The 15360-nt window shown below is 44.2% G+C and carries 16 protein-coding genes; 12 read left to right on the top strand and 4 right to left on the bottom strand.

The features are described 5' to 3' along the window. The first annotated feature begins 11 nt into the window (after nucleotides 1-11). The 4 genes from ACMXYT_RS11295 (at nucleotide 12) to ACMXYT_RS11280 (ending at nucleotide 4719) form a co-directional block, all read left to right on the top strand. A complete protein-coding gene (locus tag ACMXYT_RS11295) occupies nucleotides 12-1340 on the top strand; it encodes an ATP-binding protein (protein ID WP_415898741.1) in 1329 nt (442 codons plus the stop codon). Further along, complete coding sequence (locus ACMXYT_RS11290) at nucleotides 1333-2328, top strand: HupU protein (RefSeq protein ID WP_415898740.1); 996 nt, start codon at nucleotides 1333-1335, stop codon at nucleotides 2326-2328. Before ACMXYT_RS11295 ends, ACMXYT_RS11290 begins: the two co-directional genes overlap by 8 nt. A gap of 2 nt (nucleotides 2329-2330) precedes the next feature. Further along, a complete protein-coding gene (locus tag ACMXYT_RS11285) occupies nucleotides 2331-3782 on the top strand; it encodes a nickel-dependent hydrogenase large subunit (protein WP_415911457.1) in 1452 nt (483 codons plus the stop codon). A 67-nt stretch (nucleotides 3783-3849) separates the two neighbouring features. After that, entirely contained in the window at nucleotides 3850-4719 is an 870-nt protein-coding gene (locus tag ACMXYT_RS11280; RefSeq protein WP_415885260.1) for a patatin-like phospholipase family protein, read from the top strand. Here the strand turns inward: ACMXYT_RS11280 and ACMXYT_RS11275 are convergent. Together ACMXYT_RS11275 and ACMXYT_RS11270 are read right to left on the bottom strand one after the other, a co-directional pair. Further along, the gene (locus ACMXYT_RS11275) at nucleotides 4700-5062 is read right to left on the bottom strand and encodes a DOPA 4,5-dioxygenase family protein (RefSeq protein WP_415898738.1); all 363 of its coding nucleotides are present in this window, start codon (nucleotides 5060-5062) and stop codon (nucleotides 4700-4702) included. The genes ACMXYT_RS11280 and ACMXYT_RS11275 overlap by 20 nt on opposite strands. Nucleotides 5063-5129: 67 nt before the next feature. Beyond that, on the bottom strand, nucleotides 5130-6764 hold the full coding sequence (locus tag ACMXYT_RS11270; RefSeq protein ID WP_415898737.1) for a methyl-accepting chemotaxis protein: 1635 nt from the start codon (nucleotides 6762-6764) through the stop codon (nucleotides 5130-5132). A 412-nt stretch (nucleotides 6765-7176) separates the two neighbouring features. Here ACMXYT_RS11270 and ACMXYT_RS11265 point away from each other — a divergent pair, with 412 nt between their 5' ends. Further along, complete coding sequence (locus ACMXYT_RS11265; RefSeq protein WP_415911456.1) at nucleotides 7177-9420, top strand: ABC transporter substrate-binding protein; 2244 nt, start codon at nucleotides 7177-7179, stop codon at nucleotides 9418-9420. Nucleotides 9421-9484: 64 nt separating this feature from the next. On the opposite strand, the gene ACMXYT_RS11260 is transcribed toward ACMXYT_RS11265, so the two are convergent. Next, nucleotides 9485-10588: a phosphoribosylaminoimidazolesuccinocarboxamide synthase gene (locus ACMXYT_RS11260; protein WP_415898735.1), complete on the bottom strand. Its 1104-nt coding sequence runs from the start codon at nucleotides 10586-10588 to the stop codon at nucleotides 9485-9487. A gap of 107 nt (nucleotides 10589-10695) precedes the next feature. After that, nucleotides 10696-10914 carry a hypothetical protein gene (locus ACMXYT_RS11255; RefSeq protein ID WP_415904103.1) on the bottom strand — a complete coding sequence of 73 codons (219 nt, stop codon included), beginning with the start codon at nucleotides 10912-10914 and terminating at the stop codon, nucleotides 10696-10698. Nucleotides 10915-11203: 289 nt separating this feature from the next. On the opposite strand from ACMXYT_RS11255, the gene ACMXYT_RS11250 reads away from it, so the two are divergent. Genes ACMXYT_RS11250 through ACMXYT_RS11220 form a run of 7 tightly spaced genes read left to right on the top strand, consistent with a single transcriptional unit; the run spans nucleotide 11204 to nucleotide 15359 of the window. Then, nucleotides 11204-11842: a HyaD/HybD family hydrogenase maturation endopeptidase gene (locus ACMXYT_RS11250; protein WP_415898733.1), complete on the top strand. Its 639-nt coding sequence runs from the start codon at nucleotides 11204-11206 to the stop codon at nucleotides 11840-11842. Between the two features lie 17 nt (nucleotides 11843-11859). Then, a complete protein-coding gene (locus ACMXYT_RS11245) occupies nucleotides 11860-12147 on the top strand; it encodes a HypC/HybG/HupF family hydrogenase formation chaperone (RefSeq protein WP_415898732.1) in 288 nt (95 codons plus the stop codon). A gap of 11 nt (nucleotides 12148-12158) precedes the next feature. Then, the gene (locus ACMXYT_RS11240; protein WP_415898731.1) at nucleotides 12159-12590 is read left to right on the top strand and encodes a hypothetical protein; all 432 of its coding nucleotides are present in this window, start codon (nucleotides 12159-12161) and stop codon (nucleotides 12588-12590) included. Nucleotides 12591-12602: 12 nt separating this feature from the next. After that, nucleotides 12603-13472, top strand: a complete 870-nt coding sequence (locus ACMXYT_RS11235; protein ID WP_415898730.1) for a hydrogenase expression/formation C-terminal domain-containing protein — start codon at nucleotides 12603-12605, stop codon at nucleotides 13470-13472. Further along, a complete protein-coding gene (locus ACMXYT_RS11230) occupies nucleotides 13469-13693 on the top strand; it encodes a rubredoxin (protein WP_415898729.1) in 225 nt (74 codons plus the stop codon). The genes ACMXYT_RS11235 and ACMXYT_RS11230 overlap by 4 nt, the downstream gene beginning before the upstream one ends. 2 nt (nucleotides 13694-13695) lie before the next feature. After that, the gene (gene hybE / locus ACMXYT_RS11225; protein ID WP_415898728.1) at nucleotides 13696-14232 is read left to right on the top strand and encodes a [NiFe]-hydrogenase assembly chaperone HybE; all 537 of its coding nucleotides are present in this window, start codon (nucleotides 13696-13698) and stop codon (nucleotides 14230-14232) included. 8 nt (nucleotides 14233-14240) lie between these two features. Further along, nucleotides 14241-15359: a nickel-dependent hydrogenase large subunit gene (locus tag ACMXYT_RS11220; RefSeq protein WP_415898727.1), complete on the top strand. Its 1119-nt coding sequence runs from the start codon at nucleotides 14241-14243 to the stop codon at nucleotides 15357-15359. Nucleotide 15360: the final 1 nt, after the last annotated feature.

Raw genomic sequence — 15360 nt, 5'->3', positions numbered from 1 at the left:
AAAGAGCCACTATGTCAGATAAGAATAATAATGCGCCGCAACTTGATCCGGGTGTCGATGACGCTTGGGTGAGTGTTATCCGGAAAATGGATGAGGCGTATGCTGACCTTGTGCATTCTCAAGTAGAAGTAGAAGAGAAGAATGCCGAACTACAGGAGAATAAGCAGTTTCTGGATAGTGTTCAGAGCTCTATGAGTGATGTATTGATTGTCTGCGATCACTTAGGTCAGATTCAGCAGGTTAATCGAGCCTTAGAGATGTTAACCGGTAAGTTGGGCGATCAACTTGTCGGTAGCCATTTCACAGATCTTGTAGATCCTCGCTTTTTACAAAAGGTTAATGGCTTGATTAATCAGGTGCGGGTCCAGCCTGTACGTGATTGTGAGATAGAACTGCAGGGTGTAGATGGTTCTGTTCCGCTTTCTATGAACTGTTCACCGCGTAAAAATCATCGTGGTCGCTTAGTGGGTATGGTGTTAATCGGTAGGCCTTTAGGTGAACTGCAAAAAGCCTATATTGAACTCAATAGTGCCCATGCTGAGCTTAAGTTGGCTCAAGAGCGTTTGGTGCAATCAGAGAAGATGGCCTCTCTAGGTCGATTGGTGGCTGGCGTAGCCCATGAACTGAATAATCCGATCAGTTTTGTTTATGGCAATATGCATGCTTTGCAGCGCTATACCGATCGATTAAGTCAGTACTTCGATGCGATCAACGAAGGGCAGTCTCGTGATAAACTGAAAGAGATGCGCGAAGAGCTACGTTTAGATAAGTTAATCCGCGACCTTAATTCGCTGGTGGCTGGCACTATGGAGGGAGCGGACCGAGTTAAAGAGATCGTAAATGATCTTAAACAGTTCTCTTCTACTCAAGAATCTGAGAAAACTGTGTTCGATCTAACCCATGTGATCAGAACGGCGCTGCACTGGATAATTAAAGAGAGTAAACAGCCGGTAGAGGTTATTGATCTTATCCCTTCAGACTTAAAAGCGGTTGGGCATTCTGGCCAAATCCACCAAGTAGTTGTGAACCTCGTCCAAAACGCCGTTGATGCGATGCAAGGTTGTGACCAGCAATGTTTAACCCTAGAGGCAGAATCATTTAACGACAGAATCGAATTTAAGGTCAGTGATACAGGGCCAGGCGTTTGTGAGGTGGATCTTTCTCGCCTGTTTGATCCATTCTTTACCACTAAGCCTGTTGGTCAGGGCACTGGCTTAGGTCTGTCGATCAGTTATGGCATTGTCTCAGAGCACGGTGGTGAACTTCGTATATTAAACCGTGATGAGGGTGGGGCGATGGCGATCTTAGTGTTACCGACAGAGGAGGTTAGTAATGTTTAATCTTCTTTGGCTTCAGTCAGCTGGTTGTGGTGGCTGTTCGATGTCTCTATTGAACGCTGAATCACCCGATCTAATTTCTACCTTTAAAGCCGCTAATATAAATCTGTTATGGCACCCTTCACTCAGTGAAGAGACGGGCTCTGAAGTGACGGAACTTTTAGACAAGATCCTCGCAGACGAACTCAAGCTAGATGCGTTATGTATCGAAGGAGCTGTCCCCAGAGGCCCTGAAGGCACAGGCCGATTCCACATTTTGGGTGGTACCAATACGCCAATGATGACTTGGGTCCAGAAGTTAGCGCAGAAAGCTAAATATACCATCGCGATTGGTTCATGTGCGGCCTATGGAGGCATATCTGCAGCTGGCGAGAATATTACAGACGCTGCAGGTCTTCAATTTGAAGGGGAGGTGCCCGGGGGAATCTTAGGGGCTGAATATCGCTCTGCCTCAGGTTTTAATACGGTTAATATATCCGGCTGTCCTGTTCACCCTAATTGGGTAACAGAAACCTTGATCAGTTTGGCTTTAGGTGAACATTCTGAAGAGGCTGTAGATCAATTTGGTCGGCCGCGTATGTATGCTGATCACCTCGTACATCATGGTTGCAGCCGTAATGAATTTTATGAGTACAAAGCCAGCGCGGAAAATCCTGGCGACCTTGGTTGCATGATGGAAAATATGGGTTGCCTTGGTACCCAAGCGCATGCGGATTGTAATACCCGCCCTTGGAACGGTGAGGGGTCATGTACCAAAGGTGGCTATGCCTGCATTAATTGCACAGCGCCAGAGTTTGAAGAGCCTATGCATAGCTTTATGCAAACCCCTAAAGTTGCGGGCATTCCGGTAGGCCTGCCTACAGATATGCCTAAAGCTTGGTTTGTCGCTTTGGCTTCCCTTTCGAAAGCGGCAACACCGGAGCGTTTGCGCAAAAACGCGACCTCGGAAACGCTGATCTATCCACCCACAGTCCACAAGAGAAAAAGTTAGATATGAGCCGAATTGTCGTGGGGCCTTTCAATCGTGTGGAAGGGGATCTGGAAGTTAGCTTAGATATTGCCAATGGACAGGTGAAAGGGGCTCGAGTGAACTCTCCTATGTTTAGAGGGTTTGAGCGGATTATGCATGGGCAAAATCCGATGGATGCGTTGGTGTATACCCCACGTATCTGTGGTATCTGTTCGGTTAGTCAATCAGTCGCTTGTGCCAGAGCATTAGCGGACATGATGCAGCTCGAAATGCCAGAGAATGGTGAGCTAGCGACCAACCTCGTGTTAGCTAACGAAAATATGACGGATCTGCTGACCCACTTTTACTTGTTCTTTATGCCTGATTTTAGTCGCGATATTTATGCAGGTGAAGATTGGTTTTCGACTGTGAGTAAGCGATTTAAAGCTAAAACGGGTACAGCAACACGCGCGATGCTTCCGGCTCGAGCTGAGTTTCTGCATCTGATGGGATTGATGGCGGGTAAGTGGCCACATACCTTGAGCCTTCAGCCTGGGGGAACAACTAAGCCAATCGAATCTCAAGAAAGGATTAGACTGCTAACTATTTTGTCTGCGTTTAGAGGGTTTCTTGAAGAGCAGCTCTTTGGCGCTGACCTAGAAGAAATAGGTGAGTTAGATTCTCTATCAGCGCTGAAACAATGGTCTTCAAAAGAGCATTGGGGGCAGAGTGATTTCCGCACTTTTTTACATTTAAGTGCTGATTTAGAGCTGAAAAATTTAGGCCGCAGTACTAACCAGTTTTTAAGTTATGGAAATTACCCACTTCAGGGTGAGCCGATGTTTAAATCGGGGGTGAATTTTCATGGAGAGACAGGCGTATTAGAGACAGGTTCTATCACAGAAGACCTTGCATACTCTTGGATGGAATCTGAGCCCGAGCCATTACCGCCTCAAGAAGGTAAAACTAACCCGTCGCTTGTTAATGAAGACGCTTACACTTGGTGTAAAGCACCAAGGTTTAATCGCCAAGTCATGGAAGTAGGTGCACTTTCCCGGCAGCTTATTAATGGCCATCCGCTTATCACCGACCTTGTTAACCGTTCTGGTGGTAATGTTGAAAATCGTATTATTGCTAGATTGCTGGAGCTTGCACTAGTGATTCCTCAAATGCAGAAATGGGCTGCGCAACTTAATCCACAGGCTGATTTCTGCCACCACGGCCAAATGCCAAAAGAGGGTTCAGGTGTTGGTATGATTGAGGCGGCAAGGGGAAGCTTGGGTCATTGGATCAATGTTGAAAAAGGCAAAATTAGTAATTACCAAATCATTGCGCCGACAACATGGAATTTCTCACCGAGAGATGGGCAATCTGTCCCAGGGGCTTTAGAGCAAGCTTTAGTAGGAGCACCTGTTCACGAAGGAGAAAAGGAACCAGTGTCTGTACAGCATATAGTTCGTTCTTTCGATCCTTGTATGGTCTGTACGGTTCATTAAAACTGTTTCATTGTGAATAGATCATAGTGTTTTTCGGAATAATATCGAAGTAAGGAATGCTTAGTTTATGAAAGATCAGTCAATTTCCTTAGTACTGGGTAGCGGTGGTGCTAGAGGTCTAGCTCATATAGGTATTATTCATGAGCTGGAACAAGCTGGATATAAGATTGAATCGATCTCCGGTTGTTCTATTGGCGCTTTGATTGGTGGGGTATACGCTGCTGGAAAATTAGCTGAATTTGAGGCTTGGGTCCGGGCGATTGATAAGACGGATATCCTAAGTTTGCTCGATTTGACGTGGCGATCTGATGGCCTTGTGAAGGGCGATAAGATAATGGACACCTTAGTCCAGTTAGTCGGCGATTGGAAAATTGAAGATCTGCCTATTCGATTTACTGCAATCGCTGCTGATATCGACGATGAAAAAGAGGTTTGGATGAGTTCTGGATCTCTTTTTGATGCGATCCGGGCGTCTATTTCGTTACCGATGTTCTTCTCTCCCGTACCGTATCGAGACTCTTTCCTTGTTGACGGCGGGATTCTAAATCCGGTTCCTATCGCGCCTTGCTTTAATGATCAAACCGATCAGATCTTTGCAGTAAATTTAGGCGGCGCTGTTGAACATGGACTCTTTATTGAAGAGAGACATGAAGAGGAAACGGATCTTAGTTTCAAAGAGCGGGTGCATAGCTTTGTCGAAAAATTATATAAGTCAGATGAAGAGGAAGGTCGCTCATTGAGTATGTACGATGTTGCTCATCAGGCCTTCGATACCATGCAGGGAACTATTGCTCGGCAGAAGTTAGCGGCTTATCCGCCAAATGGCGTCATTGAAATCCCTCGAAATGCCTGCGGTATCTTGGAATTCCATAAAGCTGAGCCACTTATCGAGCTTGGCAAGCAGCGTGCGCGCGCTTTTATTGCAACGCTGGATTAGATTGTTTCTGTCGTTTAATAAAGATAGATAGATCTATTTCGTAAGATTTTCCTAACCACATGACGTAATCACGGTGATCTTTAAGATCATCCCCAGTCACTGGGTGAATAAGGACATCGAGATTGTATCTATGGTAATTCAGCCATTGGACAACTTCCGCGAACTGGTTGCCACTAAAACTCAGTTGGCAGCTGCCTGTTGGGTGAGGGCCTACCGGCTTTTGATGAAGCCTACCTGCTTTTACCTCTAACGTTTCGCTCGCTTTTTGCACAAGTGTTTCGGCATCGGTGTATGTAGATTCATCGAAATATATGTGGGCGTGATAGGCGTTAAATAGTTGCATAGATTAATCCCTACAAATAAAAAAGCGCCCTGATTATAGGGCGCTTTCAGTAGCTGAGTCAGAAATATTAAATCTTGAACTGACTCACTTTTCCATTCAGATCTACAGATAGGCGCGATAATTGTTCGCTGGCTGCTGAGATCTGAGTGGCACCGTCTGCGGATTCTTGCGAAGCGTCATTGATCGCAACGAGGGATCGATTGATCTCTTCGGCTACGCTGGTTTGCTCTTCACTGGCAGAGGCGATATGAGTATTCATATCAGTAATCATGCCCACAGCTTCAGAGATGCCTTGCAGTGCATCACCGGCTTCAGATGCTTTGCTACCCGCTTGTTCTGCTTCTCGCTGGCTCTGTTCCATTGCGGATACAGCAGTTCGTGTACCGGATTGTAAGCGCTCAATGGCGTTTTCAATCTCGGTAGTAGATTGCTGAGTACGCTGCGCCAATGTTCTAACTTCATCCGCTACTACGGCGAAGCCTCGACCTTGATCACCCGCACGTGCTGCCTCGATTGCAGCGTTCAGTGCCAGAAGGTTAGTCTGTTCAGCGATATCGTTGATTACGCCAATAATAGAACCAATGCTCTCACTGTCGTTTTCAACTGCGGTAATACGCTCGGAAACCTGCGATACGTTACCCACAAGAGAATTTGTAGAGGCTACAGCTGCGGATACGATCTCGTTACCTTGTGAGGCTTGCTCAAGCATCATGCGAGCTTGGCTATCAGCATGTTCAGCATTGGTTGCCACGTCTTGAGAGGTAGATACCATCTCGTTCATAGCGCTCGCTACTTGCTCAATTTCAAGGCGCTGGTTATTGATGCTTTGGTTCGCTTGGGAGCTGATTGAAGACATCTGTTCCGCTGCAGAAGCTAGTTGATGAGTTGCATTACCTATATCACCAATCAGCTTGCGCTGGTGGCCTAACATCTTGTTAAAGTTCGAGCTGATCTCAGTGAGTTCATCGTTACCTTGCACTGGTACGTCAGCGGTTAGGTCTGATTGGCTAGCCACTTTATCCATTGATTGGCTTAATGCATCAAGAGGAGTGCGGATCGAATGATAAACAAGCTTACTTAGGATAGTTAAGAGCGCTACGACAACAACACCTAAACCAATAATAATGATAATTGCGTTATCGTAAGCAGTGCTAATTGTTTCGCGCTCTTCAGAGGCTACGCGTAGCTGAAGGCTAATAAGTTCGGCAATCTTTTCGCTGATTGGATCGATCGTGTCGTATAGCGGGCCATCGAAATCTTGTAGCTGACCGGCAATGTTACCGCTGCTCATTGAGCTCATAGCGCTTTCAAGTCTATCCAAAGATTGGTTTGCCGCTATAAATAGGGCTTCAGCTTCTTTAGCTAATTGTGCTTCTTCAGCAGTAAGTGTAGTGGCCATATACTTTTGCCACTTTTCGGAAATCTCGGCACGTGCATCTTTGACACCTTTCAAAGCTTCTGCACCTGTCATGATTCCGGCGTTAGCTTTGTTTACGGCGTCTATAACATACACGGCATAGTCATCCGCGATGAGTTTTAGATCTTCAAGAGGTACTACACGGTCTTCATAGATGCGCGCAACACCATCATCAGCCTGCTTTAATTCGTTAAGAGAGGTGGCGATAATGATGGCTACAGCAATAACCGGGAGTATGGAAGTAAGTACGAGCTTAGTGCGAATGCTCAAACCGCTTAATAACATTATATGTCCCCACGACGTTCGGAGAAAAAATCAATAATGCCATGAACAATCAAGTTCGATCCCTGGCTGGTCCCCCACAGACCAAACAGTAATCTAACTACTGCCTACATCCATTGTTATTATAGTTATAGCTGTTAGATCTTTTATTACAACAATTAATTAACCTTATTCAGAGATATTTAATATATTGATCAAATTTTGTGTTGTTTTTTATAGTAACTGATTGTTTTTTATGCAGTTAGTTAATATTTAATAAAGAATGTAGAGCGTGTTTTAAGTTGATTGGAATGACTGTAATACCCTGATCTGATCTAGGTGATAAATTACAAAGAAATTAAACTTGCTAAGTTCTATTTGCATTTCTCTGTTCTACAATAGGAAAAGCGCATTACTGTTGTTTAAGGAATACTCAATGGGCATTTTTGTTCGAGTGATCTTATTTTACTTTGTCGTTACCTCTGTACACGCCCAAGAACAAATAAGTTTGCAGTTGTTATGGAAGCATCAATTTCAATTCGCCGGTTATTACATGGCGATCGAAAAAGGTTTTTATGCAGAAGAAGGTCTAGATGTCTCACTGAAAGAGTTTGATTTCGGTATCGATCTGGTGGGAGAAGTTACATCAGGTAATAGCCAGTTTGGGGTGGGACGCATCTCGTTATTGATCGATAAAAATGCGGGTGCTGACGTGGTTGCAATGTTTGCAGCCTATCAGCAGTCGCCGTTGATGCTTTTAAGCAGGAAAGATTCAGGCATATTGCTGTCGTCCGATCTTAAAGATCGGAAGATCATGATTACCAATGACGCAAAAAAAGTTGGTGAAATCATAGCTATGTTGTTACAAGCGGGTATTACCATTTCCGATTTTGAACAGCAGCAGCATAGTTACAATGTACAGGATCTTATTGACGGCAAAACAGATGCTATGGCGTCTTATATCTCTAACGAACCCTACCTGATGGACCAGCAGGGGGTGGAGTACAACATAATTCATCCGAAAGATTATGGCTTTGATATGTACTCTGACATTTTGTTTACCTCTCGAGACTACATTAAACAGAAGCCTGAAATTGTTGATAAGTTCTATCGGGCATCTATCAAAGGCTGGATGTATGCCTTTGATAATATTCAAGAAACTGCCCAAGTTATTTTTGATAGTTATAACTCTCAAGGAAAAAGTATCGATGCCTTGGTCTTTGAGGGGCAAGAACTTAAGAAAGTTGCCTTTGATAAGGATGGTAACTTTGGCACATTATCGGTGAATAAATTCAACGAGATGGCTCAGGTCTATCTCATTACTGGTAGTATTTTCCTTGGCTATGACTTCTCTGATTTTGTCTACCGCCCACCTAGTAATCTTTTTCGTCTAAGCCAAGCTGAATTGGCCTATATTCAAAATCGCGGCAAAGTTAAGGTCTGTGTTAATCCAAATTGGTATCCGTACGAGTCTTTCCAGAATGGTGGGCATGTAGGGATGGCGGCTGATTACCTCAGGTTAATCTTGGGTAACTTGAATATTCCCTTTGAGGTCATACCTACGAAAACCTGGAGTGAAACTATCCAGTTTGCTAGAACGGGCAGATGTGAGGTAATTGCTGGTGCTATGCAAACCATTAATCGTAGTAACTATCTGGCCTTTTCTCGCCCCTATTTAAGTGTTCCTGCGGTCGTTGCTTTGAGGGCCGATAGTGATGCGCAGTCATTGCCTAATATGACTATAGGTGTGGTCGATAAATCTGCGTTCCATGATATTTTGCGTGACCGTTATCCGGGTATGACAATCGTACCGGTCAGAGAAAACCGAGAGGGTATTCGTATGTTACTCTCTGCCGAAATTGATGGTTTCGTGGGGGGGCATACTAGTATTACTCATGTTCTGCGTTCACAAAAAATAGACAGTATAGTGTTGAGTGATCAATTACGCGATAACTGGGATATAAGTGTCGCAGTTGTTCAGGATAGCTCTCCTTATTTGATGAATGCGATAAACAAGTCAATTGATTCAATTTCTGCTGAAGAGCATAAAAACATCTATCGACGATGGGCTCAGATCGAACATAAGCATTCTGTTGATTACCGTTTGTTGTGGGGAATTTTAGCGGTCGTTGCTGTATTGACAGGTATTGGGTTATACCGCTACCTGCATATGCTCTCTTACAATAAAATGCTAAAGACTATTGCTGAAAAGGATGCGTTAACAGGGATTTTGAGCCGAGGTAAACTGCGTACTGAGCTCGAAGAGTTTACTTCGTTGGCGAAACGCCATGACTGGAAGTTATCGTTGATCTTTTTTGATGTTGATGATTTCAAAGGTATTAATGACACCTATGGTCACGTTAAAGGCGATAAAGTCTTAATAGAACTCACTAAGTTGGTAGGGGATATGTCGCGTAAGACTGACCGCTTTGGTCGTTGGGGTGGAGAAGAGTTTCTTTTTTTGATGCTGGAAACAGGTCTGCAAGATGCAGAAGCTATAGCAGAGAAGTTTAGAGGGGCGATAGAAAAATGTGACTTTGGCCTGCCTGAAGCTGTGACCAGTAGCTTTGGGGTGGCTCAATATTCTAAAGGTGAGAGTATTGAAAGTTGGGTAGGGCGAGCCGATAGCGCTTTATATCGAGCCAAAGGTGATGGTAAAAACTGTGTCCGAATAAATTAGAATGGAATAAGAAAGGCCGCTTAAAGTAAGCGGCCTTTTTTTGAGCTGGCATTGTAACAAATGATCAATCGATCAATTGGTACTCATCGCGCAGAATCTCAATAATCTCCGCTTTAGGGTTATCAGATTGTTGTAGCTTTTTACCGATAATCTTTTCAGCAATACCTACATAAGTGTCAGAAACTTTTTGGATCAAAGCAGCTGGCAGCTCATTGTCGCGTGCAAGGGCATAGCGCTCTTCCATGCGGTCTTTGTTTACTAGAATGTCGGAGTCAGGGAAATGGTTTAGAAGCTCCTGGCGGAAAACCTCTTTTGAGTTCTCAATCACTTCGCCTTCGCGATAAGCTGCTCCATCCCAGATACGCGAAGAATCAGGCGTTCCAACTTCATCCATGTAGATAAGCTTTTCATTGCCTTTGGCATCAGTGACATAACCAAACTCAAATTTGGTATCTACAAAGATCTGATCAAGCTTGCTTAGCTCACTACTAATTACTTCAAAGCCTTCTTTCAAAAGCTTTTCATATTGTTCAACATCATCTGCTTGTAGGAACTTGAATGCTTCGAAGTTATTGACGATATCATCACGAGTAATATTGACATCATCTACCTCCGGTACACCCGGAACATCTTTTAGAATACCTTTGGTTGATGGTGTGATAAGCAGCTCAGGTAGCTTTTGATCTCTTTCTAGGTCTTCAGCAATTTGAATGCCACAGAACTCACGTTCGCCTTTTGCGTATGCGCGCCACATTGAACCTGTAATGTATTGACGGCAGATCGCTTCGATCATAATAGGTTTTGCTTTCTGAACAATCCAAACCAGTGGGTGAGGGATATCTAGAATATGGCTGTCAGCAAGACCGTTTTCTCGGAACAGTTTAAACCAGTGATTAGAGATTGCATTTAGCGCAGCGCCTTTACCTGGTACGCCTTGCATGCCGCCTTCACCTGTCCAAATGCATTCAAAGGCAGAAATGCGGTCACTAATTACCATAACTGCAAGTTCAGCACCTTCATGAACGTTGTAACCTTTCTCTTTGATCAGGCGTTGGCTGTCTTCTTTTGTTAACCAATAAACAGAGCGAACTTTGCCGCTATGAACTGGTAGATCAGTACGAATAGGGAGATCGTTATTAACAGCCAATACTTTATCAGCAAGACCCATGGAAAATGTCCTGTATCTAGAAATAAATCGTGTAAATGCTTTATGCGCGATAAAGCGTGAAAATTGTTTTGCTACAAACTATCACGTTACGTTCATTAGATGCCATTTTAGGAATAGCGTTTGGCATCGCGAAGCAGTGAGCTTAAATCTAAACCTTGTATCTCAGCGAGTGCTTCCAAGTCGTTGGAGTTTCGCGGGGGTAGTTTTTTAAGTCGCTCTCGTTCAGCTTTCTTTTGTTCTACTTTCTGTAACAGCTTGTTATGAATGGCGTCCAATTGCTCTGATGAAAGTGAAGCGAGCCGACTGAATAACTCATCTTCAGTCATGTGGGAATTGATCACTCCGAAACAGCAAAAAAATAGAACGACAGTATAGCAGAACTGGATGTTATACGACCAATAACTTATGTGAAATCCCATGAGTGATAAGTAGGTTTTCATTTTTACTATAAATTGAAATGCTTTGTTTCATTTGTCTTTTGGGTTTTGTTTGCCTGTTTGCTTGAAAGTTAGGCGTCACGGGCGTTTGAGTCATTATTAATGACTTGGCACATTCTTTGTAAATTGTTTCTGCAATAACAAAAATAATTTCAAGACAGAGTTGGGTGTGCTGTAAATGATAGAAGATACGCTCTATCAAGATAAAAATGTGCTTATCTTAGGAATAGGCAATATCCTCTGGGCGGATGAAGGCTTTGGTGTACGTTGTGTCGAGACGCTAAACCAACACTACCGCTTTTCAAACAAAACCAAATTAATGGATGGTGGGACACAAGGGATATACCTTGTGCAACATGTGCAGGCTGCTGATGTGCTTGTCGTGTTTGATGCCATCGACTACGGTTTGGAACCGGGTACGTTAAAAGTCATACATGATGATGACGTGCCTAAGTTTATGGGGGCTAAACAGATGAGCCTTCATCAAACTGGTTTTCAAGAAGTGTTGGCTATGGCTGAGTTTACAGGCAGCTATCCAAAGCATTTGCTCCTCATCGGTTGCCAGCCAGTTGAATTAGAAGACTTTGGTGGCAGCTTGCGTGAATCTGTTCGCGTTCAAATCGAGCCTGCTATTAAGATCGCTTTGGCTTACCTTAAAAAATTAGGGGTTGAGCCAATTGGCGATAACTGCACTCCTGAAGAGTTAGCTCCGGGTGAGCTGGGGTTAAATTCATATGAGGGTGGTCGACCATCTGAATATGAAGCTTTTCGACAGGGTGATCCACGATTTATTAAGTCGACCGAAGGTACCAGTTAATGTGTCTTGGCATACCAATGAGAATTGTATGCTGTGATGGATTATCGGCGGAGTGTGAAAATGGAGACCAGATTGAGCGTATCGATCTGTCCCTGTTAGGAGATCAACCTGCAGGTACTTGGGTTCTCGTCTTTCTGGGTACCGCTCGTGAAGTGTTGACCGAGCAAAAGGCTACCGAGATTCGCAATGCGCTCGCTGCTGTTCAAGCCATCATGCAAGGGGATACCGCTGATGTTGATCGGTTGTTTTCCGATTTAATCGAGCAGCCCCCGCAACTGCCACCCCATCTACAGAATAATAATTAAGAGAGCTGGATATGACTTCTCCACTGATAGAACAGTTGATTGTTGAAAGGGGCTATCCGCTCCTTAATGAAGAGAACTTTGATAGTTTCATTAAAGATCAAGAATTCACAGTTTTGTTCTGTACCGAACAGGCTCATCGTTTCCCAGAAAGTAATGATGTCGCAGTGATTCTTCCTGAGTTGGTAAAGCGTTTTCCTGAATTAACGCCAGCGATTGTCGCGCCTGAGTATGAAAAGAAGGTTCAAGGGCGATACAACTTTACCGTTTGGCCCTCGTTAGTGTTTTTAAAAGAGGGGCGTTATTTAGGAACCATCAGCAAGGTTCAAGATTGGGATATCTATCTTGCCGAAATCCCAAGCATTCTTGCATTAGAACCCCGTCGTGATCCAGGTATTGGCATACCTGTGGTGGTTAACCCTGTTCAATCTGCTTGTGGTCAGTAAAAGGTGAGTAATATGGAAAACAATGGTATCCCTCTAGTTAATGTTCCAATGGGGCCGGGTAGCCAAGAAGAAGGTGATATGGTTTTAGACTATATGAAGATGCCTTCAGAAATGGATAGCTATGATATTCCAATCTTGCCGGAACCTGAGCAGGCAGCAGAGTGTCCGCAAGCACTTGCTGTGATGGAGCAGTTACAACATCACCTTAAAACCTATCGCATTGGTGATGAACCTCCTGTTATGTTGCTATCAGCAATGCCAGAACCTGATCTGGATCTGATTAACCAGATTTTGGGTGAAGGCGAAGTCAGTTTGACTCTGTCGGGTGAGACAGAGATCAAAGCACAAGAGACGGTGTTAGCGGGTGTATGGCGCTTAAGAGAGTTTGATAAAAACGGCGATGTTATTCGTGAATCGATCGAAGTTGCGGATGTACCCAGTGTTAGCCGAGAGCAAGCTTTTCAATCATCTCAGCCTTTGAATGCCGAGCAGTTGCAGATTCCGGAAGGCGTATTGAATGCTCCGTCCGTATTGATTGAGATCGCTGAGGCTTCAACGGTCTACAGTACACAAGCTGAAAAGCCTGAAGCACCACATGTGATTAATCTATCGCTTCTGCCATTCTCCCCACAAGATCACAGCTATCTCGACCACGTTGTAGGACAAGGTCCAGTGACAATCTTATCGCGTGGTTATGGTAATTGCCGTATCACCTCAACCTGTGTTGATGGCTTATGGCGAGTTCAGTATTTCAACAGTACCGATCAATTGATTCTAGATACCTTAGAAATCACCGATATTCCTCTAGTTGCTTGCGCGGCCCCAGAAGATCTAAGTGACTCGTATGAACGCTTGATTGAGATCCGTGAGGTTCTGGTATGACAAACTATCAAGGATTCGAAGGTAGTTACTTAGGAGACAGTGATCGTATAGCTGATAATGCACGCCTAGAGTGCAAAATTTGTTGGCATGTTTATGACCCAGAAGCAGGGGATGATATTTGGCAGATCCCGGCTGGTACACCTTTTAGTCAGCTTCCTGACCATTGGCGCTGCCCTGAATGCGATGGTGAAAAAGACCAATTTATGGTGATGGACGATTAGCGGTGGATCTATTTCAACAACTGAAAGCTAGTTATCAAGAGGCGGCTGTCACTATGGCTGAGCTGGAGTTTTATAACTCCGCTTTGCAAGTAGATGTTGTTGAAGGCTCTGTTCTTGAAGGAAGTTGTTTAGCTGTACTGATTACCCCTTGGTGTATGAACCTGATTCTGATAGCCGAAGAAAAACCTGAATATGATCAGGCTCAAGTGGGGAGCAAAAAGATTGTGTCGCTGCCTTCTGGAAGCTATGAATTTTTGTATGCTGGAAGTGAGGCCTTAGGGGCGTACGGCAGTTGTTCTCTGTTTTCTCCAATGCTTGAATTTGCTGATCAAGAGGCCGCGGTTCTTACAGCAGAAGAGGTGCTGAAAGCAGTATTGAATACTGAAAATTGTGGTAAGACTGATCTGCAATTAGCTAAAGAAGCGCAAAAAAGAGAACAGGAAGAGAGAGCTGAAAACCAGAGTGTAGTTCGCGCCAGAACCAAAGAAGGTTTAAGTCGACGTAAATTTATGACTGCAGCCTTTGCAGACGAGCCTTAGGTGATTCTATGGACGGTAGTTTTAATCTTGCAGGTAAAATCAATGTGGGGGTGGACTATCTCGACGGGTGTATTCGCAACGTAAATGTTAAGTCCTCGCGGCCAACTGAATTAACGCGTCTATTAGAAGGTAAAAGCCCAAAAGAAGTAGTGCAGCGAGTTCCTTTACTTTTCAGTCTCTGCAGTTGTGCTCAAACCATTGCAGCATTAACTGCGATTGAATCGGCACAAGGGAAAACATGTGATGCCGATGTATTGCAGGCTCGAAAATTATTACTGCTTGCGGAAACGACAAAAGAGCTAGGTCTGCGTTTAGGGCGTGATTGGTTGGGCAGCGAAAAGCTATTAAATTTGCCTGAGCTTTTAAATTGGTTTGCTGACTTTCGAACACGGCTGTCTTGGTGTTTGCGATTAAATCCTTTTATGCCGGAAAAGCGTTTCCCGCTACCGCGTTTTATTAGTGAGCTCGAGGGTATGTTGAAAAGCTTTACAGGGCCTGATGAACTGCAGTTTAAAGAAGCGGTATATGCGCAAAGCCAGACACACCCTATTGGAAAAGCGGTTGCAGATCTGAGTGATAAATATGATGGCATTAGCCTAGGACCGTCTTGTCCAGAAATGGACTTGTCGAGTGATTACTTGGATTGGCAGCTAAAGCAGAAAGGGCAAAGCTTCTGTGCCTTGCCTCAAGGTGAGGGTGGTTGTTTTGAAACAAGTATCTGGACACGTAATTGTAAGCGTTCAATGATTAAAGAATCTGGGCTACTTACGATCAATCCCATTGCTCAGAGATTTTTGGCATTGTTGTTAGAGTTAAAAGCGATGCCTCATCGACTTTTACAGGTCGATGATGAACTGTTGATTAGATCCGATAAACCGGGTTTTGCTTGGGTTGAGGCAGCAAGAGGCGCTTTAATCCATCGAGTGAGCATCAGCCGTCATAACGAAGGTGAGCAGATCGATCAGTATCGTATTATTGCGCCGACAGAGTGGAATTTTCATCCGCAAGGAACACTGGTCAGTATGCTTGAAGGCGTTAGGGTTCCGGAAGATAAAGCAGCGGATCTGGTGGGTAAACTAATATTATCAGTAGATCCATGTGTCGCTTATGAAGTTGAGGTCAATTAAT

It is taken from the genome of Neptuniibacter sp. QD37_11, assembly GCF_047778105.1.
Lineage (GTDB): Bacteria > Pseudomonadota > Gammaproteobacteria > Pseudomonadales > Balneatricaceae > Neptuniibacter.
The sequence above is the reverse complement of the archived record's forward strand: the minus strand, read 5'-3'. Positions and strand labels throughout refer to the sequence as shown.

What these genes read in the sequence shown, in the direction of transcription:
- ACMXYT_RS11260 (WP_415898735.1), bottom strand. Translation starts at nt 10,588, where the DNA reads ATGGGTCTTGCTGATAAAGTATTGGCTGTTAATAACGATCTCCCTATT.
- ACMXYT_RS11275 (WP_415898738.1), bottom strand. Translation starts at nt 5,062, where the DNA reads ATGCAACTATTTAACGCCTATCACGCCCACATATATTTCGATGAATCT.
- ACMXYT_RS11290 (WP_415898740.1), top strand. Translation starts at nt 1,333, where the DNA reads ATGTTTAATCTTCTTTGGCTTCAGTCAGCTGGTTGTGGTGGCTGTTCG.
- ACMXYT_RS11270 (WP_415898737.1), bottom strand. Translation starts at nt 6,764, where the DNA reads ATGTTATTAAGCGGTTTGAGCATTCGCACTAAGCTCGTACTTACTTCC.
- ACMXYT_RS11250 (WP_415898733.1), top strand. Translation starts at nt 11,204, where the DNA reads ATGATAGAAGATACGCTCTATCAAGATAAAAATGTGCTTATCTTAGGA.
- ACMXYT_RS11235 (WP_415898730.1), top strand. Translation starts at nt 12,603, where the DNA reads ATGGAAAACAATGGTATCCCTCTAGTTAATGTTCCAATGGGGCCGGGT.
- ACMXYT_RS11280 (WP_415885260.1), top strand. Translation starts at nt 3,850, where the DNA reads ATGAAAGATCAGTCAATTTCCTTAGTACTGGGTAGCGGTGGTGCTAGA.
- ACMXYT_RS11230 (WP_415898729.1), top strand. Translation starts at nt 13,469, where the DNA reads ATGACAAACTATCAAGGATTCGAAGGTAGTTACTTAGGAGACAGTGAT.
- ACMXYT_RS11245 (WP_415898732.1), top strand. Translation starts at nt 11,860, where the DNA reads ATGAGAATTGTATGCTGTGATGGATTATCGGCGGAGTGTGAAAATGGA.
- ACMXYT_RS11255 (WP_415904103.1), bottom strand. Translation starts at nt 10,914, where the DNA reads ATGACTGAAGATGAGTTATTCAGTCGGCTCGCTTCACTTTCATCAGAG.
- ACMXYT_RS11285 (WP_415911457.1), top strand. Translation starts at nt 2,331, where the DNA reads ATGAGCCGAATTGTCGTGGGGCCTTTCAATCGTGTGGAAGGGGATCTG.
- ACMXYT_RS11265 (WP_415911456.1), top strand. Translation starts at nt 7,177, where the DNA reads ATGGGCATTTTTGTTCGAGTGATCTTATTTTACTTTGTCGTTACCTCT.
- ACMXYT_RS11295 (WP_415898741.1), top strand. Translation starts at nt 12, where the DNA reads ATGTCAGATAAGAATAATAATGCGCCGCAACTTGATCCGGGTGTCGAT.
- ACMXYT_RS11240 (WP_415898731.1), top strand. Translation starts at nt 12,159, where the DNA reads ATGACTTCTCCACTGATAGAACAGTTGATTGTTGAAAGGGGCTATCCG.
- ACMXYT_RS11220 (WP_415898727.1), top strand. Translation starts at nt 14,241, where the DNA reads ATGGACGGTAGTTTTAATCTTGCAGGTAAAATCAATGTGGGGGTGGAC.